The organism is Actinoplanes sp. CA-142083, from assembly GCF_050942195.1.
Lineage (GTDB): Bacteria > Actinomycetota > Actinomycetes > Mycobacteriales > Micromonosporaceae > Actinoplanes.
This window is the reverse complement of record NZ_CP192076.1, coordinates 5084770-5110689: the sequence shown is the minus strand read 5'-3', so window position 1 is coordinate 5110689 and position 25920 is coordinate 5084770. Positions and strand designations below refer to the sequence as shown.

23 protein-coding genes are annotated in these 25920 nt (G+C 69.8%); 5 read left to right on the top strand and 18 right to left on the bottom strand.

Annotated features, from left to right (window positions below):
* Window positions 1–49: 49 nt before the first annotated feature.
* The 8 genes from ACQPZX_RS23355 to ACQPZX_RS23320 all read right to left on the bottom strand — a co-directional run bounded on the left by ACQPZX_RS23355 (window position 50) and on the right by ACQPZX_RS23320 (window position 10015).
* A complete protein-coding gene (locus ACQPZX_RS23355) occupies window positions 50–1426 on the bottom strand; it encodes an NAD(P)/FAD-dependent oxidoreductase (protein ID WP_433384183.1) in 1377 nt (458 codons plus the stop codon).
* Between the two features lie 27 nt (window positions 1427–1453).
* Window positions 1454–2305 (bottom strand): ABC transporter permease, encoded by an 852-nt coding sequence (locus tag ACQPZX_RS23350; protein ID WP_433384180.1) that lies wholly within the window; start codon window positions 2303–2305, stop codon window positions 1454–1456.
* Complete coding sequence (locus ACQPZX_RS23345; protein WP_433384177.1) at window positions 2302–3165, bottom strand: ABC transporter permease; 864 nt, start codon at window positions 3163–3165, stop codon at window positions 2302–2304. The genes ACQPZX_RS23350 and ACQPZX_RS23345 overlap by 4 nt, the downstream gene beginning before the upstream one ends.
* Window positions 3166–3167: 2 nt before the next feature.
* The gene (locus ACQPZX_RS23340) at window positions 3168–4418 is read right to left on the bottom strand and encodes a polyamine ABC transporter substrate-binding protein (RefSeq protein ID WP_433384174.1); all 1251 of its coding nucleotides are present in this window, start codon (window positions 4416–4418) and stop codon (window positions 3168–3170) included.
* Window positions 4418–5575, bottom strand: coding sequence for an ABC transporter ATP-binding protein (locus ACQPZX_RS23335; RefSeq protein WP_433384171.1), 1158 nt, complete (start codon window positions 5573–5575; stop codon window positions 4418–4420). Before ACQPZX_RS23335 ends, ACQPZX_RS23340 begins: the two co-directional genes overlap by 1 nt.
* Before the next feature lie 34 nt (window positions 5576–5609).
* Window positions 5610–7034 (bottom strand): gamma-aminobutyraldehyde dehydrogenase, encoded by a 1425-nt coding sequence (locus tag ACQPZX_RS23330; protein ID WP_433384168.1) that lies wholly within the window; start codon window positions 7032–7034, stop codon window positions 5610–5612.
* 159 nt (window positions 7035–7193) lie between these two features.
* Window positions 7194–8531, bottom strand: a complete 1338-nt coding sequence (locus ACQPZX_RS23325; RefSeq protein WP_433384165.1) for an aspartate aminotransferase family protein — start codon at window positions 8529–8531, stop codon at window positions 7194–7196.
* Window positions 8528–10015, bottom strand: a complete 1488-nt coding sequence (locus ACQPZX_RS23320) for a CoA-acylating methylmalonate-semialdehyde dehydrogenase (RefSeq protein ID WP_433384162.1) — start codon at window positions 10013–10015, stop codon at window positions 8528–8530. Before ACQPZX_RS23320 ends, ACQPZX_RS23325 begins: the two co-directional genes overlap by 4 nt.
* A 58-nt stretch (window positions 10016–10073) precedes the next feature.
* Between ACQPZX_RS23320 and ACQPZX_RS23315 the strand changes: the two genes are divergently transcribed.
* From ACQPZX_RS23315 to ACQPZX_RS23305, 3 genes are all read left to right on the top strand, one after another.
* Window positions 10074–11417: an aminotransferase class I/II-fold pyridoxal phosphate-dependent enzyme gene (locus ACQPZX_RS23315; protein ID WP_433384159.1), complete on the top strand. Its 1344-nt coding sequence runs from the start codon at window positions 10074–10076 to the stop codon at window positions 11415–11417.
* 87 nt (window positions 11418–11504) lie between these two features.
* Window positions 11505–12098, top strand: coding sequence for a Uma2 family endonuclease (locus tag ACQPZX_RS23310; RefSeq protein WP_433384156.1), 594 nt, complete (start codon window positions 11505–11507; stop codon window positions 12096–12098).
* Between the two features lie 126 nt (window positions 12099–12224).
* Window positions 12225–14102, top strand: a complete 1878-nt coding sequence (locus ACQPZX_RS23305; RefSeq protein WP_433384153.1) for a putative bifunctional diguanylate cyclase/phosphodiesterase — start codon at window positions 12225–12227, stop codon at window positions 14100–14102.
* 102 nt (window positions 14103–14204) lie between these two features.
* Here the strand turns inward: ACQPZX_RS23305 and ACQPZX_RS23300 are convergent, their stop codons facing one another.
* The 7 genes from ACQPZX_RS23300 to ACQPZX_RS23270 form a co-directional block, all read right to left on the bottom strand.
* Window positions 14205–15197, bottom strand: a complete 993-nt coding sequence (locus tag ACQPZX_RS23300) for a prenyltransferase/squalene oxidase repeat-containing protein (RefSeq protein ID WP_433384151.1) — start codon at window positions 15195–15197, stop codon at window positions 14205–14207.
* A complete protein-coding gene (locus tag ACQPZX_RS23295) occupies window positions 15194–16225 on the bottom strand; it encodes a hypothetical protein (RefSeq protein ID WP_433384149.1) in 1032 nt (343 codons plus the stop codon). The genes ACQPZX_RS23300 and ACQPZX_RS23295 overlap by 4 nt, the downstream gene beginning before the upstream one ends.
* Window positions 16222–16848, bottom strand: coding sequence for a hypothetical protein (locus ACQPZX_RS23290; protein ID WP_433384147.1), 627 nt, complete (start codon window positions 16846–16848; stop codon window positions 16222–16224). The genes ACQPZX_RS23295 and ACQPZX_RS23290 overlap by 4 nt, the downstream gene beginning before the upstream one ends.
* Window positions 16845–17096 (bottom strand): hypothetical protein, encoded by a 252-nt coding sequence (locus tag ACQPZX_RS23285; protein WP_433384145.1) that lies wholly within the window; start codon window positions 17094–17096, stop codon window positions 16845–16847. The genes ACQPZX_RS23290 and ACQPZX_RS23285 overlap by 4 nt, the downstream gene beginning before the upstream one ends.
* On the bottom strand, window positions 17051–17569 hold the full coding sequence (locus tag ACQPZX_RS23280; protein ID WP_433384143.1) for a hypothetical protein: 519 nt from the start codon (window positions 17567–17569) through the stop codon (window positions 17051–17053). Before ACQPZX_RS23280 ends, ACQPZX_RS23285 begins: the two co-directional genes overlap by 46 nt.
* A 9-nt stretch (window positions 17570–17578) precedes the next feature.
* Complete coding sequence (locus ACQPZX_RS23275) at window positions 17579–18403, bottom strand: hypothetical protein (protein ID WP_433384141.1); 825 nt, start codon at window positions 18401–18403, stop codon at window positions 17579–17581.
* Between the two features lie 197 nt (window positions 18404–18600).
* On the bottom strand, window positions 18601–18924 hold the full coding sequence (locus tag ACQPZX_RS23270; RefSeq protein WP_433384139.1) for a nuclear transport factor 2 family protein: 324 nt from the start codon (window positions 18922–18924) through the stop codon (window positions 18601–18603).
* 163 nt (window positions 18925–19087) lie between these two features.
* Here ACQPZX_RS23270 and ACQPZX_RS23265 point away from each other — a divergent pair, with 163 nt between their 5' ends.
* Window positions 19088–20125: a LacI family DNA-binding transcriptional regulator gene (locus ACQPZX_RS23265; protein WP_433384137.1), complete on the top strand. Its 1038-nt coding sequence runs from the start codon at window positions 19088–19090 to the stop codon at window positions 20123–20125.
* Here the strand turns inward: ACQPZX_RS23265 and ACQPZX_RS23260 are convergent.
* The 3 genes from ACQPZX_RS23260 to ACQPZX_RS23250 form a co-directional block, all read right to left on the bottom strand.
* The gene (locus tag ACQPZX_RS23260; RefSeq protein WP_433384135.1) at window positions 20090–20986 is read right to left on the bottom strand and encodes a carbohydrate ABC transporter permease; all 897 of its coding nucleotides are present in this window, start codon (window positions 20984–20986) and stop codon (window positions 20090–20092) included. The two genes, ACQPZX_RS23265 and ACQPZX_RS23260, sit on opposite strands and share 36 nt — an antisense overlap.
* Window position 20987: 1 nt before the next feature.
* Window positions 20988–21833, bottom strand: coding sequence for a carbohydrate ABC transporter permease (locus ACQPZX_RS23255; RefSeq protein ID WP_433384133.1), 846 nt, complete (start codon window positions 21831–21833; stop codon window positions 20988–20990).
* A gap of 83 nt (window positions 21834–21916) precedes the next feature.
* A complete protein-coding gene (locus ACQPZX_RS23250; protein ID WP_433384131.1) occupies window positions 21917–23257 on the bottom strand; it encodes an extracellular solute-binding protein in 1341 nt (446 codons plus the stop codon).
* A 288-nt stretch (window positions 23258–23545) separates the two neighbouring features.
* Between ACQPZX_RS23250 and ACQPZX_RS23245 the strand changes: the two genes are divergently transcribed.
* Window positions 23546–25906, top strand: a complete 2361-nt coding sequence (locus ACQPZX_RS23245; protein WP_433384129.1) for a beta-glucosidase family protein — start codon at window positions 23546–23548, stop codon at window positions 25904–25906.
* The last annotated feature ends 14 nt before the right edge of the window (window positions 25907–25920 follow it).

The window sequence follows — 25920 nt, the reverse complement described above, 5'->3', positions numbered from 1 at the left end:
CCCGCCATTGGTGAACAGAGCAAAGTGGTCCGGCAAAGGGGGCGGGGCGTCAGGAATCGAAGCCGAGGCCCATGGCGTCCAGGGTGCGCAGCCACAGGTTGCGGCGGCCCTGGTGCCGGTCGGCGCGGGCGATCGACCAGCGGGTCAGCTGGATGACGCCGCTGCGGACCGGCTCGGGCGGGAACGGCACCGGCTTGGCGCGCACCATCTTCAGCGACGTCAGCTCAGTCGGCCGGCCGCCCAGCAGGTCGAGCATGACCTTCGCGCCGAAGCGGGTGGCGCCCACCCCGAGGCCGGTGTAGCCGGCCGCGTAGGCGAGCCGGCCGCCGTGCGCGGTGCCGAAGAAGGCGCTGAACCGGCTGCAGCAGTCGATCACCCCGCCCCACTTGTGTGTGAAGCGCAGGCCGTCGAGCTGCGGGAAGGTGGCCGCGAAATGATCGGCCAGCACCTCGAACGTCGCCTCCCGCTGGTCCTGCGCGGGGGTGATCCGGCCGCCGTTGAAGTAGACCGCGTCGTAGCCGCCCCACAGGATGCGGTTGTCGGCGGTGAGCCGGTAGTAGTGGAACTGGTTGGCGGAGTCGCCGATGCCCTGCCGGTTGCGCCAGCCGATGGCGGCCAACTGGGACGAGGAGAGCGGCTCGGTCATCAGCGCGTAGTCATAGACCGGCACGACGAACTGCTGCAGCCGCTTGAGCAGCCGGCCGTGCGCGCCGGTGGCCAGCACCACGCGACGAGCGGAGACCCCGCCGCGCCAGGTCTGCAGGAAGAGCCCTGCTCGCGCCGAGGAGATCCGCTCGACCTTGGTGTTCTCGTAGATCCGCACGCCGAGCGAGAGGCAGGCCTCCCGTAGACCCCAGGCCAGCCGGGCCGGGTCGACCATCGCGCACCCGGTGCGGTCCCAGACCGCCCCGAGATACGTGGGTGAGTCGACTTCCGCCCGTACGGAATCACGGTCCAGCAGCTCGACGTCGAGACCCAGCGCCGCCTCGGCGGCGCAACCGGCGACCAGATCGCGCCACTGCCACTCCTCGGTGGCCACGTGCAGCTCGCCGGTCCGCCGGAAGTCGCAGTCGATCTTGTAACGGTCGACCGTGGAAGCGATCTCGTCGAGGTTCTCCCGGCCCAGCCGCAGCAGCTGGGGCATCTCGTCGGGGAAGCGCGCGACGCCGTTGTCGAAGCCGTGCGTGAGGCTGGCGGCGCAGAACCCGCCGTTGCGGCCCGAGGCCGCCCAGCCCGCCGTCCCGGCCTCGACGACCACCACGTCGAGGGAGGGATCCCGCTCCTTGGCGATCAGCGCGGTCCACAGGCCGCTGTACCCGGCCCCCACCACCGCGAGATCCGCGGTGGTGGGGCCGTTCAGTGGTTCGGCGGGGGCCGGAGCCCCCGCCTGGGTGAGCCAGTACGGCTCAGGAAGAGCATCTTTCAACGACGAAGAGGGCGAACCCACGAGTTATCAAGCCCGCTTTTCTTTCCTCGAGCGGATGTTGGTGACCACCGCGATCAGCACGCCGAACGCGAAGATCAGGGTGCCCATGACGTTGACCTGCGGCGGCAGTCCGACGCGGGTGGAGCCCCAGATCCACAGCGGGAACGTGACAGTGCTGCCCGCGGTGAAGTTGGTGACGACGAAGTCGTCGATGGACAGGGCGAACGCCAGCAGCAGGCCGGAGAAGACGGCCGGCAGGATGATCGGGAAGGTGACCTTCCAGAACGTCACCCACGGGGTGGCGCCCAGGTCGGCGGCCGCCTCCTCGATCGAGCGGTCGAGCGTGACCACCCGGGCCCGGACGATCGCCGCGACGAACGAGATCGAGAACATGATGTGCGCGATCGTGATCGTCACGAAGCCCGGGCCGACGGCGAGCGACACGAACAGGCTCAGCAGCGACGCACCCATGATCAGCTCGGGCGACGAGATCGTGCTGAACATGATCACGTTCAGCGTGCCGGAGCCGCGGAACCGGTAGCGCCCGAGGGCGTAGCCGATGCCGGTGCCCAGCGCCGCCGAGACGACGCTGGAGATCACCGCGATGGCGAGGGACGTCCACAGCGCTTTGGTGAGGTCCTCGATCTCGAACAGCTTCGCCGGGTGCCACCACTTGAGCGTGAAGCCGTCCCACTTCTGGTTGTAGCGGCCCGGCGTGTCGTTGAAGCTGAACGCGATCATCACGGCGATCGGGATGATCAGCCAGATGATGACCAGCCACGTGTAGAGGTAGAGCAGCGTGCCGCCCTTGAGCCGGCGCTTCGGCTTGGCCGCGCCGGCCGGCTCGGTGGCGGGCCGTTCCAGGGTGCTCAGGCTCATCGGGCCGCCACCTTCATCACGTCCTCGGTGCCCAGCGCGCGGGCGTAGGCGAAGATGCCGACCAGCAGCACCGCCATGAGGATGAACGAGAGCGCCGCGGCGGTCGGGTAGTCGGAGGTCTGCAGGTACTTGTGCTGGATGACCTGCCCGATCATGGTGGTCGACTGGCTGCCGAGCACCTCCGAGTTGACGTAGTCCGAGGCCATCGGCACGAACGACATCAGCACGCCGGCGAAGACGCCGGGCAGCGCCAGCGGCAGGATCACCTTGCGGAAGGTGTTCGGCGGGCTCGCGTACAGGTCGCGGGCCGCCTCGACGACCCGCGGGTCGATCCGCTCGAGGGCCACGTAGATCGGCAGCACCATGAACGGCAGGAAGTTGTAGACCAGCCCGCCGATCACCGCGATCGGCGTGCCGAGCAGGTGGTACGAGTCGGGCAGCAGCCCGATCTGCTTGAGCGGGTGCAGCACCGGCCCGTCGTCGGTGAGGATCTGCCGCCACGAGATGGTCCGCAGCACGAACGACACGAAGAACGGCAGGAGCAGCAGGAACAGGTACGTCGCCTTGCGCCGGCCGCCGTAGAACGCGATCCAGTACGCCACCGGGAAGGCCAGCGCGATCAGCAGCACCGTCCCGATCGCCGCGTAGATCAGCGAACGGATCAGCTGGTCGTGGTACCCGGAGATCGCGTCGGTGTAGTTCTGCCAGTGGAACGTCTGCTGGTACCCGTACACGACGTCGCCCTGCTGCAGCGAGAGCGACAGCATGGCGATCATCGGGATCGCGAAGAACAGCAGCAGCCACAGACCGCCCGGCAGGACCAGGAAGTAGGGCGCCAGCTGTCGTTTGACTCGGTTCATCCTCAGCCCAGCGTGATCGGTTCGAAGGTCTTCTGGAACGCCTGCTGGTCGGCCACCGAGTCGAAGGACACGTAGTAGTGCAGCTTCGCGTACTCAGCCTCGGACGGGAAGACCAGCTTGGAGTTGGCGATGTCGAGCAGTTCCTGCTTGTCGTCCCCGGACTTCTTCGCGGCGTCCGCCTTCATCTGCGCCTGGGCGCCCGGCACCGGGCAGACGTAGTTGATGTACGTCGCCAGCGACGCGGCCTCGTCGACACGGTAGAAGAAGTCGATCAACGTGATCGCGTCGACCGGCGCCTTCGCGGTGATCGGGATCGTGAAGTTGTCGGTCCAGATCGTGCCGCCCTCTTCCGGGATGACGAACTTGAAGTTCCGGTTGTCGGAGAGGTTCTTCTGGAAGACGTCGCCGGACCAGGCCTGAGTGATCCAGACTTCGCCGTTGCCGAGCGCGTCGATGTAGCTCTGGTCGTAGTACTTGCGGACGATCCCGGCGTCCTTCTGCTTCTTCAGTTCGTCGGCGGCGGTCTGCCAGTCGCCGGCGTTCGACTTGTCCGGGTTGATGCCGGCCTTGAGCAGGCCGAAGTTGGCCAGCTCCTGGGTGTCGGAGAACATGCCGACCTTGCCCTTGAACGCCGGGTCCCACAGGTCGGCGAGCTTGGTGATCGGCCGCTTGGTCTTGGTCTCGTCGTACGCGATGCCGGTCATGCCGGACGCCCACGGCACGCTGTACACGTTGCCCGGGTCGAAGGCTTCCTTGGTGTACGAGGCGGCCGCGTTCTTCTTGAAGTTCGGCAGCTTGGAGTGGTCGAGCGGGGCCAGGAAGCCCGAGTCGCGGAACTGCGCGAACTGCACGCTGTTGGTGATGACCATCAGGTCGAAGCCGATCGACTGGCCGGCCGAGAGCTGCGGCTGCACCTTGGCGAACCAGGGACCCATCTCCTGGATGACCTCCTGGTAGTTCACCGAGATGCCGGTTTCCTTGGTGAACGCCTTGAGCTCGGGCTTCTGCGGGTCCATGTACAGCGGCCAGTTGGCGAAGTCGACGTGGCCGGTCTTGGCCTTGCCGGTCCAGTACTTCGCGACCGCGTCGGGCGCCGCGCTGGCGCCGGGCTTCGCCTTGCCCTGCACGCCGCAGGCGGCGAGGGCCGCGCCGAGGGCGCCGAGACCGGAGATCCGCAGAGCGTCCCGCCGGCCGAGCCGGCGCTGGGTCATGCCACGAAGAAAGGCGGTGTCGGGGGTGTTCGAGGCAGACATCAGACTCCGATCATGTATGAGTGCTGGGGGGCCCAGGTCAGATAGACACGATCGCCGCGGTCAGCGAGATCCTCGGCGTTCGAAGCGTTCTGATCGAAGACAGTAAAGTCGGCGCCCGCCGCCGTCGCTACCGTGTAGTTCGTCGAGGTTCCGTGATAAACAACCTCGTTGACAACGCCGGAGAGCACGCTCCCACCGGTCGCGGTCACCGGCGGTAGCGTGCGGTGCAGGTCGATCTTCTCGGGCCGCACCGACACCTCGATCTTGTCGCCGGGCCGCACCGCGCTGCCGCACGGCACCACGACCCGGTCCTGCGCGGTGTAGCTGAGCAGCGCCAGCCCGTTCTCGGTGCGCTCGCAGTGCCCCTCGACGATGTTCGAGGTGCCGATGAAGCCGGCCACGAAGCGGGTCGCCGGCCGCTCGTAGATCTCGCGCGGGGTGCCCAGCTGCTCGATCACGCCGGAGTTCATCACCGCGATCCGGTCCGACATGGTCAGCGCCTCGCCCTGGTCGTGGGTGACGTAGACGAAGGTGATGCCGACGTCGCGCTGGATGCGCTTGAGCTCGACCTGCATCTGCTGGCGCAGCTTGAGGTCGAGGGCGCCGAGCGGCTCGTCGAGCAGCAGCGCCCGCGGCCGGTTGACCAGGGCCCGGGCCAGGGCGACCCGCTGCTGCTGGCCGCCGGACATCTCCCTGGGCGTGCGCTTCTCCATGCCGGTCAGCGACACGATCTCGAGGATCTCGCCGACCCGGCGGGCGATCTCGTCCTTAGCGATCTTCTTGCGCTCCAGGCCGAACGCCACGTTCTGCCGCACGTTCAGGTGCGGGAAGAGCGCGTACGACTGGAAGACCATGTTGATGTCGCGCTTGTTGGGCGCGATGCCGGTGACGTCCTTGCCGTCCAGGAAGACCTTGCCGGCGGTCGGCTCCTCGAAGCCCGCGATCATGCGCATCGTGGTGGTCTTGCCGCAACCCGAGGGGCCGAGCAGCGAGAAGAACTCCCCTTGGGCGATCGCCAGGTCCGTGCGCTTGACGGCCGGGACGGTCTCGCCGTGCGACAAGTAGTTCTTGTGGACGCCGGCGAACCTGATGGCCGGGGTCCCGTTCGCCGCCGCGCCGGGAGGCTGCGTTACGGCGCTGTGCTGGGGGGTGGTCATGTTGTTCCTCTTCGCGCGGTGGGGGACGGGGCGGTCAGCCCAGGTGGCTCATCACGTGCTTGATCCGGGTGTACTCCTCGAACCCGTACATCGAAAGGTCCTTGCCGTAGCCGGAGTGACCGTAGCCGCCGTGCGGCATCTCCGAGACGAACGGCAGGTGCGTGTTGATCCAGACGGCGCCGAAGTTGAGCCGGCGGGAGACGCGCATCGCGCGGCCGTGGTTCTGCGTCCAGACGCTGGCGCTCAGGCCGTAGCGGACGTCGTTGGCCCAGCGGACCGCGTTGTCCTCGTCGTCGAACGCCTGCACGGTGATGACCGGCCCGAAGACCTCGTCCTGGATCATCTCGTCGCGCTGGGCCAGGCCGGCCACGACGGTCGGCTCGAGGAAGTAGCCGCGCTCGCCGATCCGGTTGCCGCCGGCGACGATCTCGGCGTGCTCGGGCGCCCGGTCGAGGAAGCCGCGCACCCGCGCCAGCTGGCCGGCGTTGTTGACCGGGCCGAAGTAGGCCTCGGGGTCGGACGGCGGGCCGGCCTTGGTGTTCTTGGCGGCCGCCGCGAGCGCCGCCGTGAAGTCCGCCGCGATCCGGCCGTGCACCAGCACCCGGGTCGCCGCGGTGCAGTCCTGGCCGGCGTTGAAATAGCCCGCGCCGGCGATCGCCTCGGCGGCCGACTCGAGGTCGACATCGTCGAAGACGATCACCGGCGCCTTGCCACCGAGCTCCAGATGAGCCCGTTTCAAGTCGGCCGCCGCCGCCACGGCGACCTCCATGCCGGCCCGAGTGGAGCCGGTGATCGAGACGAGCTGCGGCGCCGGGTGAGCGACAACGGCACGGCCGGTGTCGCGGTCGCCGCAGACCACGTTGAGCACGCCGGGCGGGAGGAACTCGGCGGCTATCTCGGCGAGCAGCAGCGTGCTCACCGGTGTCGTGTCGGAGGGCTTGAGCACCACGCTGTTGCCGGCCGCGATGGCCGGCGCGAACTTCCAGACGGCCATGACCATCGGGTAGTTCCACGGCGTGACCTGCGCGCACACCCCGATCGGCTCGCGCCGGACGTAGGAGGTGTGGTCGCGCAGGTACTCCCCCGCCGACTTGCCCTCGAGGATGCGCGCCGCGCCGGCGAAGAAGCGCAGCTCGTCGACCATCGGGCCGATCTCCTCGCGCCGGGTGGCCTCGACCGGCTTGCCGGTGTTGCGGCACTCGGCCTCGATCAGCTCATCGGCCCGGGCCTCGACCGCGTCGGCGATGCGCAGCAGGGCACGCTGCCGCTCGGACGGGGTGGCGTCCCGCCAGGTCTCGAAGGCGGACTCCGCGGCGGTCATGGCCCGGTCGACGTCGGCTGCGGAGGAGACGGGCGCGAGAGCGTACGCCTCCCCGGTGCTCGGGTCGACGACCTCCGAGGTCACCCCGTCCACGGTGCCGGCGTACTGGCCACCGACAAAGTTCCGCAGCTCGTTCACTGAATAAGACCCTCCCGCTGAGGCCTGTGACAGCCCCCACACGACGACGCAAGGGACCTTGTCACACGCAGGGTGTTCGAAACAAGGGAATCCGAGGAATTTTCCAAACTTGAAACGGAATCAGGCGTCGACTGCCCCTTGCAGCTACGCAATCCGGCGTCAGCCCGTGTAATACCTATCCGCAACCTCGAGCGCCTCGTCGAGGATCGACAGTCCTTCCCGGACCTCCTCGGCGCTCACCGTGCAGGGCGGCACGACATGCACCCGGTTGAAGTGGGTGAAGGGCCAGAGACCTCGCTGTTTGCAGGCCGCGGCCACCTCGCTCATCGGCCCGGCGGCCGCCCCGGCGGCGTTGAACGGCACCAGCGGCTCCCGGGTCCCGCGGTCGCGCACCAGCTCGATCGCCCAGAAGACGCCCAGGCCACGCACCTCGCCGACGCTGGGATGACGCTCCGCGAGCTCCTGCAGGCCCGGCGCGATCACGTCGTCGCCGATCATCCGGGCGTGCTCGATGATCCCCTCCTCCTTGAAGATCTCGATGGAGGCGACGGCCGAGGCGCACGCGAGCGGATGCCCGGAGTAGGTGAGGCCGCCCGGGAACGGCCGCTCTCGGAAAGTCGCGGCGATCTCGTCCGAGATGATCACGCCACCGAGCGGCAGATAGCCGGAATTGACACCTTTCGCGAAGGTGATCAGATCCGGGGTGACGCCCCAGCGGTCGACCGCGAACCACTCGCCGCACCGGCCGAAGCCCGCCATCACCTCGTCGGCGATGAAGACGATGCCGAACTCGTCGCAGATCGCCCGCACGCCGGCCAGGTAACCGGGCGGCGGCACGAGGATGCCGTTGGTGCCCACCACGGTCTCGATCAGGATCGCCGCGATCGTCGCCGGGCCCTCGAAGACGATCGTGTCGCGCAGGTGGCGCAGCGCGCGCTGCGTCTCCTCCTCGGGGCTCGAAGAATAAAAAGGCGATCGATACGGGTACGGGCCCCAGAAATGCACCACGCCCAGCGCGGCCGGCTCGTTGGCCCATCGGCGCGGGTCCCCGGTCGCGGCGATCGCCGTCGAGGTCGACCCGTGATAGCTGCGGTAGGTCGAGAGCACCTTGTGCCGGCCGGTGTGGCCGCGGGCCAGGCGTACCGCGTTCTCGGTGGCCTCGGCGCCGCCGTTGGTGAAGAACACCTTGTTGAGGCTGCCCGGGGCGAGCTCGGCGATCAGGCGGGCGGCCTCGCCGCGCTTGTCGTTGGCGAAGGCCGGCTGGATCGTGCACAGCTTGGCGGCCTGCTCCTGGATCGCCGCGACCAGCCTCGGGTGCTGGTGGCCGATGTTGACATTGACCAGCTGAGACGAGAAATCCAGATATTTCGTGTTTTCGTAGTCCCAGAAGTAGCTGCCCGATGCCCCGGCGATCGGCAGGGGGTCGATCAAGCCCTGGGCCGACCAGGAATGGAAGACGTGGGCGCGGTCGTCCGCGCGAACCGTTTCCGCGCTCATCGGGTCTGCGGGAAGCCGAGGTCCACCGACGACGTGCCCGGGTCGGGCCAGCGCGAGGTGACGACCTTGGTGCGGGTGAAGAAGTGGATGCCGTCCGGCCCGTACATGTGAGTGTCGCCGAACAGCGACGCCTTCCATCCGCCGAACGAGTAGTAGGCCACCGGCACCGGGATCGGCACGTTCACCCCGACCATGCCCGCGTTCACATCGAACTGGAACTGCCGCGCCGCGCCGCCGTCGCGCGTGAAGATCGCGGTGCCGTTCCCATATTCGTTCTCATTGACAAGAGCGACGGCTTCCGCGTACGTCTGAGCGCGCACCACGCAGAGCACCGGGCCGAAGATCTCGTCGGTGTAGACGGCCATCTCCGGCGTCACGTTGTCGAGCAGCGTGACCCCGAGGAAGTAGCCGTCCTCCGGCACCTCCGCCTCCCGGCCGTCGGCCACCACGGTCGCCCCGCCGGTCGCGCCGGCGTCGATGTAACCGGCCACCTTGTCCCGGTGCGCGGCGCTGATCAGCGGGCCCATCTGCGCTTCCGCGTCGGTGCCGGCGCCGATCCGCAGCTTCGGCAGCCGCGCCGCGATCGCCTCGACGAGCGGGTCGGCCACGTCGCCGACGGCCACCACTACCGACACGGCCATGCACCGCTCGCCGGCGCTGCCGTAGGCCGCGCTGACCGCCGCGTCCGCCGCCGCGTCGAGCTCGGCGTCCGGCAGCACCACCATGTGGTTCTTCGCCCCGCCGAGGGCCTGCACCCGCTTGCCGTTGGCCGTGCCGGTCTCGTAGATGTGCTTGGCCACCGGGGTCGAGCCGACGAAGCTGACCGCCGCGATGTCCGGATGGGTGAGCAGCGCGTCGACCGCCTCGACGTCGCCGTTGACCACCGTGAACACGCCCTCCGGCAGCCCCGCCTCCCGCCACAACCGGGCCAGGAAGAGCGCCGCCGACGGGTCCTTCTCGCTCGGCTTGAGCACGAACGCGTTGCCGGCCGCGATCGCCGTCGTGCACATCCACAGGGGCACCATGGCCGGGAAGTTGAACGGCGTGATGCCGGCGACCACCCCGAGCGGCTGGCGGATCGAGTACACGTCCACGCCGGTCGACGCCTGCTCGCTGTAGGAGCCCTTCATCAGGTGCGGGATGCCGGTCGCGAACTCGGCGTTCTCCAGCCCGCGGGCCACCTCGCCGGCCGCGTCGGACAGCACCTTGCCGTGCTCGCCGGTGATCACGCCGGCCAGGTCGCCGGCCCGCTCGGCGAGCAGCTCCCGGAACTTGAACAGCACCGCCGACCGCCGCGACAGCGACGCCTCCCGCCAGGCCGTCGCCGCCTCCTTCGCGACCGCGACGGCCGCCGCCACCTCCCCGGCGGACGCGAGGTCGACCTCGCCCGTCTGCTCGCCCGTCGCCGGGTTGAAGACGGGCCCGGTGCGGCCCGAGGTGCCGGCGCGCTCGGCGCCACCGATCCAGTGCGCGATACGAATCATGGGCCGAGATTACGTAACACCTCTGGACGGAACAATGCTCGAATCGTACTGTCACAAAGTGCCTTCAGAATTTGGGCTCGACGCCGTGCGTGACCTGCTCACTCAGCCGAGCGCCCGCGGTCTTGCCGAGGCCGTAGGCCGAGCGGTCGGCGACGGCTCCCTCCCGCCCGGCGCCAAGCTCCCGCCCGTGCGCACCGTCGCCCGCCAGCTGCAGATGTCGCCCACCACGGTCAGCGCAGCCTGGCAGCTCCTGCGCCGCGCCGGCACCATCCAGACCGACGGACGCAGGGGGACGGTCGTCGCCACGTCCCGGACGACCGGCCCCGGCCGCTACCGGGCCGCCCTGCGCGGCCGGTCCGGTTTCGCCCTCGACCTCTCCACCGGCGTCCCCGATCCCCTGCTGCTGCCCGCGCTGCCGTCCCTGGCCGGCCTCTCCCCCGCCCCCAGCAGCTACCTCGACGAGCCGGTCCTCCCCGGTCTCGCCTCCTACCTGCGCGACACCTGGCCCTTCCCGCCCGACCGCCTGGCCGTCTTCGACGGCGCCATGGACGCGATCGACCAGGTTTCCACGGCCCTGTTACGCCTGGGTGACCGCGCGATCGTGGAGAACCCCTGCTTCCCGCCGCTGCTGGATCTCCTCGAGGCCCTCGGCGTCCAGGTGGTCGGCGTCGGCACCGACGCGCTGGGCATGCTTCCCGGCCACCTCGCCGCCGCGATGACGTGCCGCCCCGCCGCGGTCTTCCTCCAGCCCCGCGCCCTCAACCCCACGGGCGCGTCGTGGTCACCCTCCCGGTCCGCCGCCCTCGCCGCGGTCCTCGCGCAACACCCGCACGTGTACGCCGTGGAGGACGATTCCGCCGGCGACGTGGCCAGCAGCCCGTTGCAGTCGCTGGGCACCCACCTGCCTCGCCAGACCGTCCACGTCCGCAGCTTCTCCAAGTCCCACGGCCCCGACCTGCGCCTGGCCGCCGTGGCCGGCCCCGCCACCGTCCTGGACCCCATCCTGGAGCGCCGCCTGCTGGGCCAGGGCTGGACCAGCCGCCTCCTGCAGCAGCTCCTGCTGGCCCTGCTGACCTCCCCTGCCTCGGTCACCGCCGTCCGCCACGCCCGCGCCGAGTACGCCCGCCGCCGCCACCAAGTCATCACGGCCTTGGCCACCCACGGCATCCCCCTCCCGCCCGGCGACGGCCTGAACATCTGGCTCCCGGTAGCCGACGAACAGGCGGCCCTTATCTCCCTGGCCAGCAGCGGCATAGCGGCCGCCGCCGGCACCGCCTTCACCACGACCCCGGGCACCCCGCACCTGCGCGTCACGGCCGGCCTGATAGCCACCGACCACGCCGCAGTAGCCACCCACCTCGCCCACGCCGCCCAGGCTCCCGCCCTTGCCGTCCCCCGCTGACCAGCGGAGTTGACACAGGACGTCCTGTCGTATGACTATCCACATACGACAGGTTGACACTCCGCCAGTAGTCGAAGGACATTCCGCATGACCGTGTGGGAAACTCTGCCCATGAGCGCGCAGCCACTTGACCTGTCCAGAACCTGGACCGAGGCCGAGTACCTCGCTCTGGGCGAACTCGACATCCGGACCGAGCTCGTGGACTGGAAGATTCAGGTGAGCCCCTCCCCCAGCCTCCCCCACCAGAACATCTCCCGCTATCTCGCCAACTTCCTCGAGCCCGCCGCGCGCGCAGCCGGCCTCGCCGTGTTCGAGGCGGTGGACACCCGCATCGGCCCCGGCACCATCGTGTGTCCAGATGTCGTGATCGGGAAACTCCGATGGGGGAAGGGCGTCAACGATGCGGCCGACGTCATCCTCGTCGCCGAGGTCACCTCTCCCAGCAACGCGGCATGGGACCGGCGGGGAAAGATGAGGCGCTACGCCGCGGCCAAGATCCCCTGGTATCTGCTGGTCGAGCCGGAGCCGCCCGAGCTGCTGTCGGTGCGGCTGCGTCTGCACCGACTCGCGGGTGCGCGCTATGTGGAGCACGCCGTCGCCCGGGCCGGCCACGTCCTCCGATCCGATGAGCCCTTCCCGATCGCCATCGAGACCGACCGGTTGATCAGGCCCTTGCCGTAGGCGCTTTGTCCCCCGTGTCTTCCCCGAGTGGCGTACCGTGCCCGTGTGCCGCTTCCCGGGCTCGATGGCCGCGACCGTCCAACATGGCGGTTGTTCCTTGCCTACGCCGCTGCCAGCCTGCTTCCGGTGCTGGTCCTGGGGCTGGTCCTCTCCTACGCGCTGCGCGCCGAGGCCCGCAGCCGCGGGCTCGTCGAGGGCCGTGCCCAGGCGTCGCTGATCGCGCGCACCGCCGTCGAGCCGCTGCTGGACGGGCGGCCGCTCGATCGGACCATGTCGGCGGGTGAGCTGGAGTCGCTGCGGCGGCTGGCCGACCGGGCGATCGGGTCCGGTGATGTGGTTCGGATGCGGGTGCGTGACCTGGCCGGGCGGGTGGTGTTCTCCGATGACGGGTCGGGGTTCGGGGCCACCGCCGACGCGATCGACGACGAGGTGCTCGACGCCGCCGGCGGGGAGACGGTGGCGCACCTGACGCATTTGAACACCGACACCAACGACGAAGGGCCGGCCGGCGAGAAGGTGGTGGAGATCTACCTTCCGCTGAGCACCGGCGGGCCTGACGTAGGCGTACTCGAAATCTATCTGCCCTATGCCCCTATCGCCCGTGAGGTGAGCTCGGGGCTGCACACGCTCTACACGGTGCTCGGGGTCGGGCTGGCGGCGCTGTGGGCGATCCTGGTGCTGGTGTCGGCGTCGACGATGCGGCGGATGGCCTGGCTGTCCGATCGCGACCCGCTGACCGGCCTGCCCAACCGCACCCTCTTCCAGCGGCGCGTCGCCTCCGCGATCGAGCACGGACGGCCCGTCGCCGTCGTGGTGGCCGATGTGGACCGGTTCAAAGAGGTCAACGACACGCTCGGGCACCACGTCGGCGACGCCCTCCTGCGCGAGCTGGGCGCACGGCTGGCCGGCGCGGTCCGCAACGGCGACACGGTGGCGCGCCTGGGCGGCGACGAGTTCGGGCTGGTCCTGGCCCGCGCCGCCGACTCGGAAGTGCCGGAGCTGCTCGGCCGGCTCCGCGACGCCCTCGAGGCCGAGGTCATGATCGGCGCGCTGCCGATCTCCGCCGAGACCAGTTTCGGGTACGCGATCGCGCCGGCCGACGGCGATGACGTCGACACTTTGCTGCGCCGGGCCGACGTCGCCATGTACCAGGCCAAGGGCAGCCGCTCCGGGATCGCCCGCTACGACGCGCGCCACGACAACTTCGACGTGGGCAAGCTCGCCCTGGTCGGCGAGCTGCGCCGGGCCATCGAGTCGAACGAGTTGGAGCTGCACTACCAGCCCAAGGCCGAGCTGCGCACCGGCCGGCTCTGCGCCGTGGAGGCCCTGGTCCGCTGGCGGCATCCGCGCCGCGGCATGGTCCCGCCGGACGCGTTCCTGCCGGCCGCCGAGCAGACCGGGCTGATCGAGCCGCTCACCCACTGGGTGCTCGCCGCCGCCCTGGCGCAGATCACGGTCTGGGCGGAGGCCTTCGACGACCTGACCATGGCCGTCAACGTGTCGGCCCGCAACCTGGCCCGCCCCGACTTCGCCGACGCGGTGCTGGCCGCCCTCTCCGACGCGGGCATCGCCCCCGACCGCCTCACCCTCGAGATCACCGAGACGGCCCTGCTCACCGACCCCGAAGTCGCGGCGGACGTGCTGGCCCGGGTCTCCGCCACCGGCGTACGGGTGAGCATCGACGACTTCGGCCAGGGTCAGACGTCGCTGGGCTACCTCTCCCGGCTCCCCCTGCACGAGCTGAAGATCGACCGCTCGTTCGTCACCGACCTGGCGGACAACCTGGCCCACGCGGCGATCGTCCGCTCGGTGGTCGACCTGGGCCACAACCTGGGCCTGCAGGTGGTTGCCGAGGGCGTCGAGACGCGGGAGACGGTGGCGCTGCTGACCGCGACCGGCTGCGACATCGCCCAGGGCTACCTGCTGGCCCGCCCGATGCCGGCCGACGACCTGGCCGACTGGGTCGCCACCCACCGCACCGACGTCCTCATCGGCGACCGTTAGGCGCCGCTTCGACCTGGCCGGGCTAAGGCCTCGGCTGGGCTCGGGCCTGACCGGGGCGTGCCTCGACCCGGCTGGGCCGGGCGTAGCGTCGGAATGGGCGCGTCACGAAGCCGGATCCGGGGCCGTCGCCGTGGCGAGCGCGGCGAGGGCGATGGCGGTGCCGTGGAGGCGGTGCGGGTCGGCGAACAGCGGGCCGGCGTCGGGGAGCTCCCAGGGCCGGTCGCAGGCGCGGTCGGTGACGCGCAGTCGCGGCGGGCACTGCCAGGAGCCGTCGTCGCGCTGGGTCTCCAGCAGCGCGTGGGTCAGCCGTTCGATCGCCGGCGCCCGACCCCAGGCCGCGGTGATGGACAGCAGCAGGGCGGCTTCGAGGTTGTCGGTGGCGGTCCACTGTGGGAGTGGCTCGTGCACGCCGAGCACGGCCAGACAGCCGAGGGCCGCCTCGGTCGCGACGAGGGGCGTGGACCACCAGAACGAGTTCCAGAGGCCGTCCTCCCGGCGGGCCCTGCGCAGCCAGGCGAGGCCGTCGGCGAGCCGGTCCGGCGGGAGGCCGCCGTGGGCCCGCAGGGCGAGCAGGGCGATCGGCGTGATCTCGGCGTGCGAGCGGCTCCAGGAGCCGGCGAGGGGGCTCGGCAGGTACGTGGCGAACCCGCCGTCCGGGCGCTGGTGGCGGGCCAGGAAGGCGCAGGCCCCCGCGGGCGCCGACCGGCCCGCGGCGGCGAGCAGGAGCAGGGCCTGGGCGGTGGAGTCGGCGTCCGGGTCGACCACCGCGTTGTAGCCCCAGCCGCCGGCGGCTGCCCGGTGGTCGAGGAGCCAGTCCGCGGCCCGGCCGAGCGGCTCGGCGACCGCGGGGCGGTGGGCGGGTCCGAGCTGGGCGAGCCGCATGCCGGTGTGCGCGGTGGCCCACTCCCGCGACGGGCCGGGCGGAAGGTCCCATTCGGTCCAGGAGCCGTCGGCCTCCTGCGCGGCGAGAACGAAGGCGAGGCCACGAGAGACCGCGGCGGCGATCCGCGCCCCGAGCCCGCCGTTCCCGGCCGCCGGGCCTGTCCCCGAGGCCGTCGCCCCCTCCTCCCGCGCGGGGCCGGTCTCCGGGGTCATCGGCGTGGGGTGAGATCGGGTCGCATGTAGACGGTGTAGGCGGAAGTGGCGGCCTTGCCGTCGGCGCCGATGAAGCAATGCCGGTGCGGCGCCAGGCCGCGGGACAGCGCCCGATACGGCGACGGGTCTACGCCGGCATCCGCGAAGAGGCGTTCCAGCGCCGCTCCGGCGGCGGCGTCGTCGGGATAGAGGCAGTGCGTGCAGTATTCGAGCTCCGCCGGAAGGCCGGGCTCCGCTCCGAAGCCGAAGGAGAGCACGGCGCTCGGGGCCGGGCAGTCGGCGTCGGCGCCCAGGAGCAGTTCGCCGAAGTGGCGGATCCGTTCGGCGCCGGCGCCCGCGACGGCCGCGTATTCGGCGAGGCGGAGGCCGAAGGCCCGCAGGTAGATCGCGCCGCGGGTGGGCCGGCCGGGTGTCAGGGTGAGGGCGAGGCCCAAGGGCGCCAGGGCCGTGGGCAGCCGCGCGGCGAGGTCGTCCCAGGCGGGCGTCCGGCCGAAGTGCTCGGCGAAGCGTCGGAGGCGGGCAGCCCTCGCCGCCGGCGAGCCCCAGCCGCCGTTCACGTAGACGCGCAGGCGGGGCGCGGCGCCGGGAGCGAAGGCGGCCCCGATCCAGAACGCTCCGGCGGGGTCGGCGCGGAGCGCGGGTGAGTCCTCCGGCGCGAGGTCGCCGATCAGGAGCGCGACTGCCGCGAGCTCGGTCTCGGCCCCGATCAGTGTGGCGGCCGACCGCAAGGCCTCGCGGCCCGCACGGATGCGGGCCACCACCCCGGCATGGAACGGCCCGGGATCGGCAACGAAGCGCAACGCGCCCGGGCCGGGCCCGACGGAGGTGGCGAACTGGATCGGGGTGCCGTCCTCGTTCAACCGCGACCGCCCGGCCGGCCCCTGGGCCAGGGGAAAGTCGAGCGCCCGGCCACAGACGACGTCGAAAACCTCGCGGACCCGCTCGGCCTCGGCCTCGAGCCCGAACGCGGCGACAAGGGCGTCGAGCCGATCCGCGACGTAGCCAACGGCATCCGGCGGCGTGGTCACCCGGGGCCGTCGTCGGGGTCTTCGAGCCTGATCACGATCCGGGCCGGGGCGTGGCAGTCGAAGATGAGGCCCTGCAGCGGCATGAGCTCGATCCGCTCGGGCTCGAACCCCTGGCGGGTCACCTCGACGTGCAACGCGTCCGGCGGCCGGTAGCCCGAGAAAGCCGCCGGCGGGTAGGCCACCTTCAGCCGGGCGCGCCCGTCGCCGAGGGAATTGCTCACCGCGTACGTGCCGGGGCGCAGGACGCGGGCCGCGAAGGCCGAGCCGCCGTCGAGCGCGGCGGTGTCGAAGACCGGCGTGCGCTCGTCGGGGTCGGTGCGCCGCAGCCGTACGGAATAGCCGCCTTTGCCGCCCGAAACCCGGAACAGCGCGTAACCACGGGGGTTGACCGAGAAGGTCTCGGAGTCGCAGCCGTCGAGGTTGGCCAGGTCGATGTCGGCGGCGGCGACCGGGCTGTCCTTGTCGACCGAGAGGTAGAAGACCTGGACCGTCCGGTCGTGCAGCCGGACCGTGGCGCGGTAGGTCCCAGGCTCCTCGAAGCGGCGGACCACGGCGCCGAGCATGCCCAGCGCCCCGCTGTCGATGTCGGTCTCGATGAGTGCGGCGTCGAAGAATGCGTTCATGGCTGACCGACGTCTCCCGTGATGATCATTTCTTTGGAGGTGACCGTGGCGGCGAGGTTGCGCAGCGGGATCTTCACCGGGATGAGCGGAGCGTCGGTGAGGATGGGATACGGATCCTCGAACTCGTAGATCGGGTACTTGCTGGCGAAGTAGTCGGCGACCACGGTCTCGATCTGCCCGAGCAGGTCGAACTTCTCGCCGATCAGGGGTCGACGCTGACGAAGTCGGGCGCGATGAAGACGCGCCATTTGTTGGGCCGGCCCGCGAACTCGGCCTGCAGGTCGCTCCAGGCCGGCAGGCGGCCCGGGTCGACGAAGTACACCGGCTTCAGGTGCGCGCGGATCTTGGAGATCTCGCTGACCAGACCGGAAAGGTCGAGCGGTACGCAGATCGGGCCGCCGATGGGAATGTCGGGAATGCCGACGAGGCACCCGTTCCACGGGTCGGGGACGATGCAGAAGCCGGGAATGGTGAAGCCCGGGAAGTTGAAACAGACCTTCAGCTTCAGCGTGTCCCACACGACGTCAAGCGCGTCGATCTCGATGGTGCCGTCGTCGTTGAGCTGAATTGTGCCCTGAGCGAGATGCAGCTTCACCGAATAGCTCGCGGTGAACGGGCCGAAGGTGCCGCTGTCGGATTTCGCGAAGCTGAAACCGTTTCGGGCGAGTTTGAACAACTGCTCGAAGGACCGTTCGGAAGCGGCCAGCGTCAGGTGGCTCATCATTAACCCCTACGGCCCGACGGTCATGGTGACGAAGGCCTTCAGCTGGTCTTCCTCGACCGCCGGGTTGTGCGGCACCGGCGGGTTCGGCGTCGGCGCGAGCGTGACGGTGCCGAGGCCGAACAGGGGGAAGTCGAGGAACAGCGTTTCCAGGGGGATGGCGAGCTTCTGCCGCAGGAACAGGACGATCGCCGTACGGATGTAGCACTCTATGTTCGCCTCGAGGCCCTCCGGGCCGACGTCGACGATCTCCACGCCGTCGACCTCGCCGACCAGCCGCTCGACGCCGTTGATGAACGCGCGGGCGACGTGGGCGGTCACGAAGACCTGCAGGCAGAAGCATTGCATCCGGCCCGGCACGGGGACCAGCGGCGGCTTCGGCGCGTCGGCGGCGTGGCCCTGCGGGCCGGAGGTGACCGGGACCCGGCGCAGCAGGCGGGGGTCCGGGCACTCGATCCCGCCGCAGATCTTCAGCTCGAGGGCGAGCTGCTGCTCCTTCAGCTTCCCGCCGAGCTCGGGCGGCAGGCCGACGACGTTGCTCGGGTGGAAGTCGGCCCGGGCGCCGACGACCTGCACGTTGAAACCGAGCCCCACCGGCGGCGAGTCGGCGCCGATGACCGGCATATAGGGCAGCACCGTGAAAATCGGATTGCCGAATGTGGTGACATCCGCCGTGAATTCCGGGATCTGGCACCAGAGCTCACGGTTCGCGGCGACGTCCGCCGTCGCGTAGTTGAACAGGGAAGGGCGCTGCCGCATGATATGGCGGCCGATGAGGTTGAGGCCGTCCTCGTGAAGCGAAACAAAGATGTCGCAGTTGTCGGTGAATGCCATGAAGGGCTCCTGTCGACACCTCGGCCGACGAGGCCGCGAGGTGCCGACAGGTTAGGCACGAATGGCCGTCTTCCGGGATCGCTGTGTCGGGTATCGGGCCGCGAATGCCACGACTGGGGGAACCGCAACGGTGGCCTCCTCGCGCGGGCGATACCCGGCCGAGTACGCCCCGATCGAGGCGTTCACCACCGACAGGGTCAGGCCCGGATCGTCATGCGGGTGACGTGGCCGCCCTCGACCTTGAAGGTGAAGTGCGAGGGCCCGTTGAAGCCGTCGCCGCCCACCTGGGCGGTCACGACGACGTTCACGTCCTCGATCGCGAGCTGGACGACCTTCAGATTGACCTTGACACCGATGAACTCGCGGTCGGACCATCCTCTGATCTCGTCATGGCCGACGAACTCGCGACCCCAGTCGTCGACGACGCCGTCCGGCGGGAAACAGCCCAGGAAGGCGTCGGTGTCGTTCGCGTTGGCGGCGTCGATCGCGGCGCGGACCGGGGCCGGCAGGTCGATCGTCATCGCAGTGTCCTCCGTGGATTCGGGGGTGGCGGCCGGAACGGTGAACATCATTCTCGTGGTCGGAAAGACTGTCTAAGGCCGGGCGTGTCGCGGATGTGCAATACTTCCGGCACCGCGGTCGAAACTTTCAGTCGGAGCCCCCGCGGGAGGCGAGGAGACGACCATGGCCGCGGCCGGACGACGTGTGACGATCGCGACCATCGCGGAAGCGGCGGGAGTGTCCGTTCCCACGGTGTCACGGGTGCTCAACGGGCGTACTGATGTGTCCCCCGAGACCCGTGACCGCATCGAGCATCTTTTGCGCGAGCACGACTACCGTCCCCGTAACTCTCGGCAGCCGCTCCGGGCGGGATTGATAGACCTCGTTTTCCAGGACCTCGACAGCCCGTGGGCGGTCGAGCTGATCCGCGGCGTCGAGGAGGTCACCCACGCGGCCGGGGTCGGCACCGTGGTGTCGGCGATCCACCGGCGTACCGCGTCGACCCGCCAGTGGCTGCAGAACCTGCGGGCTCGCCAGTCCGACGGCGTGATCCTGGTGATCTCCGACGGCGCCGGTCCGATCAGCACCGAGCTGCATCGCCTCAACGTCCCGATGGTGATAATCGACCCGGCCGGCGGCGTGGCCGCGGACGTGCCGACGATCGGCGCGACCAACTGGTCCGGCGGCCGCAGCGCCACCGAGCACCTGATCTCGCTGGGCCACACCCGCATCGGCCTCATCGAAGGACCGAAGAACCTGCTGTGCTCCCGCGCCCGCCTCGACGGATACCGCGCCGCGCTCGAGGAGGCCGGCCTTCGGGTCGACCGCACGCTGATCGAGCCGGGCGCCTTCAACCACGAGTCCGGCTTCCAGGCCGGGCTGCGGCTGCTCGACCGCGACCAGCCGCCCACCGCGATCTTCGCCTCCAGCGACCAGATGGCCCTGGGGCTGTACGAGGCGGCCCGCCTGCGCGGCGTCCGGATCCCCGACGACCTGAGCCTGGTGGGCTTCGACGACCTGCCCGAGGCCCGCTGGTCCTCGCCGCCGCTGACCACCGTGCGTCAGCCCCTCGCGGACATGGGCGGGCTCGCCGCACGGACAGTCTTGCGACTCTCGCGCGGCGAGCCCATTGAGACCCCCCGGGTGGAGCTGGCGACAGAGCTCGTGATCCGGGAGAGCACGGCCCTACTTGCCGAAGCCGGCCGTAAGACCGCTCAGTAGCTGGCGCCGCCCGATCGCGTAGAGCAGGACGATCGGGATGGTCGTGAGGGTGACCGACGCGGCGATGGCCGGGGTGTTGATGCCGAACTGGCCCTGGAAGCTGACCAGCGCATAGGGAATCGTGCGCTGGTCGGGGCTCTGGGTCAGCACCAGCGGCAGCAGGAACCCGTTCCAGATGCCCAGCGCGTTGTAGATGACCACGGTGACCAGTGCCGGGCGGGTGAGCGGGAACGCGAGCCGCCACAGCGTGCCCCACTCGCTGGCGCCGTCCATGCGCATCGACTCGAACAGCTCCTTCGGCACGTCCCGGATGAAGTTCGTCAGCACCAGGACGGACAGCGGGATGGCGAACGCGATCGAGGGCAGGACGATGGCGAGCAGCGAGTCGTACAGCTTGAGCCGGATGATGATCAGGTAGACCGGGATGATCACCGCTTGCAGCGGGATGGCCAGGCCGGCCAGGAACATCGTGTTGGTCAGCCGCAACCACCGGTTGTGACTGCCCCGGACGACCGCGTACGCCGCCATGAACGAGATCAGCACGGCCGGGACCACGGCGCCGACGGTGACGATGACGCTGTTGGTGAAGTACCGGACGATGTCGTTCTCGAACACCAGCTTGTAGTTGTCGAAGGTCGGGTCCTTCGGCGGGGCGAACGTGTTGGTGATGAAGTAGTTCGCCTGGGTCTTGAAGCTGGTGATGACGATCCAGTAGATCGGGACCATCACGATGAACAGCCACACCCAGCCGAGGCCGCCGCCGATCCAGTTGTACCTCAGCAACTTGCTGCCGCGTCGGTTGCGCCGGGGCTGCTCGTGGTGCGCCGGCGCGGTACCGCTGACATTGACAGTGGTCGTCATGTCAGACCCCTTCCGACATGCTCTCGTCGCCGCTGCCACCGAGGCGGCGCAGCAACTGAGCGAGCAGCAAACCGACCAGGACCAGGATCACGGCGATCGCCGACGCGGGGCCCATGAGGTTGGCCATGAAGCCCTTCTGGTACATCAACAGCGCCAGCGCCCGGGTGGAGTCGCCCGGACCGCCACCGGTGAGCACGTAGATCAGGTCGAAGAAGGTCAGCGAGCCCACCACCATCAGTGTCGACGACGTGATGATCGTGTACTTGATCTGCGGAAGCGTGATCGAGAAGAACTGCCGGATCTTGCCGGCGCCGTCGATCTGCGAAGCCTCGTACATCGACTGCGGGATCTGCCGGACCGCGCCTTGGTAGATCAAGGAGTGGAACGGGATGTACTGCCACGACACCACGAAGACCAGAACCCCGATGGCCAGCGTCGGGTCGCCGAGCCAGTCCTGCTTCAGCCACTCGACGCCGAAACCCGCGCCGATCCCGAAGTTCGGGTCGAGCAGCGCCTTGTACGTGATCGAGATGGCCGCCGACGACAGCAGCAGCGGGATGAAGTAGAACACCGCCAGGAACCCGCGGTACCTCTTCTTCGAGTCCGCCAGGAACACGCCGATCAGGATCGACAGCGGCGTCTGCACCAGCCACGAGAGGATCATGATCTCGAACGTGACCCACAGCGAATGGGGCAGCTGCGGGTCTTTCAGCGTCGCCTTCCAGCTGGTCAGACCGGAGACGTGGATGTCACCGATGCCGTCCCAGGTGGTGAAGCTCAGGAACAGCACACCGAGCAACGGGATGACCCCGAATGCCACGAACATCAGACCTGCAGGCAGTGCCATCCAGCCGACGGAGCCGCCCCGCCCGCGCGTCGCGGTTTTTGAGGACTCCTGCCCGCGGCGTGCCGCGGGCGGAGCGAGCGTCGTCATTTACCGATGACCCCATTCATGTTGTCCACCCACTGCTGCGGGGTGACCTGGAGCTGGAACAGCTTGGCGATGTTGTCCAGCAGGGTCTCGGCAGCGGTCGGGCTCAGCGCCTGGTCCCACGACTGCGCGAAGGTCTTGGCGCCGGACGCGATCGCCGACATGTCCTTGAGGAACTGGGCGTCGTCACCGGTGAACAGGCTATCCGCGTTCTTCAGTACGGGAACACCCCCGGACTTGACCCAGCCGGCCTTCTCGTCGTCGTCGACCAGGGTGGTGGAGAAGAACTTCTTCGCCACGTCCTGCTCGGCGGCGCTCGCCTTGGACGAGATCGAGAGGTACTGGCCGGGGTTGCCGACCGTGTTGCTCGGGTCGCCCTTGCCGCCCTCGATCGGCGGGAAGTTCATCCAGCCGAGGCCACCGGACTTGACGAAGTCGCCGCCGTCGGCCTTCTGGATACCGTACGACCAGGAGCCGTGCACCATCATCGCGGCCTTGCCCGTGTACAGCAGCGCCTGGTCGGCGTTGGAGTCGGCGGTGATCGACGAGAAGCCCTTGATGAAGGCGTTGCCCTTCACCAGGTCCTGGACCTTGGTCAGCATGTCCAGGACGGCCGGGTCGGACCAGGCGCCCTGCTTGCCGGCGAAGACGTTGTCGAACACCTCGGAGCCCGCGTTGCGGTCGAGCATGAACTCGAGCCACATCATGTTCGTCCACCGCGACTGGCCCGCGAGCGAGAACGGCGCGATGCCCTTGGCGTTGAACTTCGGGATCAAGTTCAAGATATCGCCGTACGTCTTCGGCGGCTCGACGCCGACCTTCTCGAAGACCTTCTTGTTGTAGAACAGCACGATCGGCTGCACGGTCTCGACCGGCAGCGCGTAGACCTTGCCGCCGACCGTGGCGGCGCCGAACGACGACGGCAGGATCTTGTCCTTGACCGCGGCGTTCTGGCCGAGCCAGTCGGTCAGGTCCAGGACCTGGCCGGCGTCGACGTACGACTTGAGGCCACCGCCGCCCCAGCCCCAGATCATCGTCGGGGCCTGGCCGGCGCCGATCGCCGTCTTGATCTTCTGCTTGTAGGCGTCGTTCTGGAAGAACGTCGGGGTGATCTTGGTGTCGGCGTTCGCCTTGTTGAAGCGGTCGACCGCCGCCTGGCGGATCGGCTCGCCGGGCTCACCGGACAGCGACCAGTAGCTGGCCCCGCCCTTCGAGCCGCCGCCGCTCGTGCCGCCCTTGTCGGACGGGCCGGAGCTGCCACATGCCGCGAGGGCCGCAGCACCGGCGGCCCCCGCGGCTAGTCCCAGAAAGTTCCGCCGGGAGAAGTTGCTATTGGTCACGCTGATCTCCGTACTCGAGTGCCGCGTCCTGCCGCGGCGAGTGGATCGTCGTGGGGATGGTTAGTAGCCGCTGTCACAAAGCCTGCAACTTTCGTGAAGCGACCGCAAGTTAACGCGAGGTTTCGTTAACGTAGGGTTTCGGCTTGATCATGTCAAGGGTCTTGCTCTGGTCGCGCTCCCAGCGCAAGAGTGGACCCGTGCGAGGCACCCCCGGTCAGGCCGGGTCCGACCGATAATTCATGCTGTAAAAGTACTGAAAGTTTCGGAACCTTGTTGAGGAGTTACGCCGTGACCGCAGAACAGCCCGCCCAGCCATGGCATGACCTGTCGCTACCCGTGGCGGAGCGCGTCGAGCTTCTGCTGGCCACAATGACCATCGAGGAGAAAGTAGCCCAACTGGGCAGCCGATGGGTGGGCAACGATATGCAGGATTCGGGCACAATTGAGTCAAGGCCCGAACCTGAGGAGACCCTGAACGTCGCGCCGATGCAGGACGTCTTCGCCGCATCCGGGACGATTCCCCTCGCCGAGGCGAGCCGCGACGGGCTCGGACAGCTCACCCGGGTGTACGGCAGCGTGCCCCTGACGGCCGCCCAGGGCGCGGCCGAGGTGGTCCGCCAGCAGCACGTCGTCCTCGCCGACTCACGCCTGCGCGTGCCCGCTATCGTGCACGAGGAGTGCCTGACCGGGTTCACGGCGTTCGGCGCCACCGTCTACCCGGCCGCGATCGCCTGGGGCGCCACCTTCGACCCCGAGCTGGTCGAGCGGATGGCCGCCGCGATCGGCCGCGACATGGCGGCGCTCGGCATCCACCAGGGCCTGTCCCCGGTGCTCGACGTGGTCCGCGACTACCGCTGGGGCCGGGTCGAGGAGACCATCGGCGAGGACCCGTACCTGGTCGCGCTGCTCGGCGCCGGGTACGTGCGCGGCCTGCAGAGCGCCGGCGTGATCGCCACCCTCAAGCACTTCGCGGGCTACTCGGCGTCGCGGGGCGCCCGCAACCACGGCCCGGTCTCGATGGGCCGGCGCGAGCTGATGGACGTCATCCTGCCGACCTTCGAGACCGCGGTGCGCGAGGCCGGGGCCCGCTCGGTGATGAACTCGTACTCGGACGTCGACGGCGTGCCGGCCGGCGCCGACCCGTGGCTGCTCACCGAGGTGCTGCGCGGGCAGTGGGGCTTCACCGGCACCGTGGTCAGCGACTACTGGGCCGTGCCGTTCCTGGCCACCATGCACCGCGTCGCCGCCGGCATGGACGACGCCGGGGTGCAGGCCCTGGCCGCCGGCATCGACGTCGAGCTGCCCGACACGCTGGGCTTCGGCGAGGGCCTGGTCGCCCACGCGCCGGTGGAGCTGATCGACCGGGCGGTCCGCCGCCACCTGACGCACAAGGCCGAGCTGGGCCTGCTCGACGCGGACTGGACGCCGGAGGGCTCGGTGGCCGGCGCCGGCGAGGTGGACCTGGACTCCCCCGCCAACCGGGCCCTCGCCCGCGAGATGGCCGAGAAGTCGGTGATCCTGCTGGACGCCGGGTCCACGCTGCCGCTCGACCCGGCCCTGCGAAAGGTCGCGGTGGTGGGTCCTTGCGCCGCCGATCCGCGTACGTTCATGGGCTGTTACGCCTTCCCCAACCACGTGCTCCCGCGCCACCCCGAGCACGGGCTCGGCATCGAGGTGCCGACCGCCGTCGACGCCCTGCGAGCCGAGCTCGGCGGTGCTGAAGTCGTACACGAAAGAGGTTGTGCTGTTCTCGGCGACGACCGGTCGGGCTTCGCGGCGGCGGTGGCGGCGGCGAAGGACGCGGACGTCTGCGTGGCGATGGTCGGGGACCTGGCCGGGCTGTTCGGCCACGGCACCTCCGGCGAGGGCTGCGACGCCGACGAGCTGCGCCTGCCCGGCCTGCAGGGCGAGCTGATCGAGGAGCTGCTGGCGACCGGCACCCCGGTGGTGGTCGTGGTGGTCTCCGGACGGCCGTACGCGCTCGGTGACATCGCCGGGCGGGCCGCCGCGCTGGTCCAGGCGTTCATGCCGGGCGAGGAGGGCGGCGGCGCGATCGCCGGCGTGCTCAGCGGCCGGATCCAGCCGGGCGCCAAGCTGCCGGTGCAGATCCCGCGCACCCCGGGCGGCCAGCCCGGCACCTACCTGCAGCCGGTGCTCGGCGCCGAGAACAGCGGCGTCAGCAACCTCGACCCCACCCCGCTGTTCCCGTTCGGCCACGGCCGGTCGTACACCACGTTCGAGATCGACGACCTGCGGATCAGCGACGCGGCCGTGCCGACCGACGGCGAGTTCACGGTGACCGCGCGGGTGCGCAACACCGGCGAGCGGGCCGGCGACGAGGTCGTCCAGCTCTACCTGCGCGACGTGATCGCCCAGGTGACCCGCCCGGTCAAGCAGCTCACCGGGTTCGCGCGGGTGCCGCTGGCGCCCGGCGAGGCCAAGGACGTCCGGTTCCGGGTGCACACCGACCGCACGGCCTTCACGGGCCGCGACCTGCGTCGTATCGTCGAGCCCGGCGAGTTGGAGATCATGGTCGGCTCGTCGGCCGGGGAGCTGCCGTGCCGCGGCACGGTGACGCTGACCGGCGCGGTCCGCGAGACCGGCCGCGACCGCGTGCTGATCACGCCGGTCGAGGTGGAGAAGATCTGAGACCCGGGCTTCCC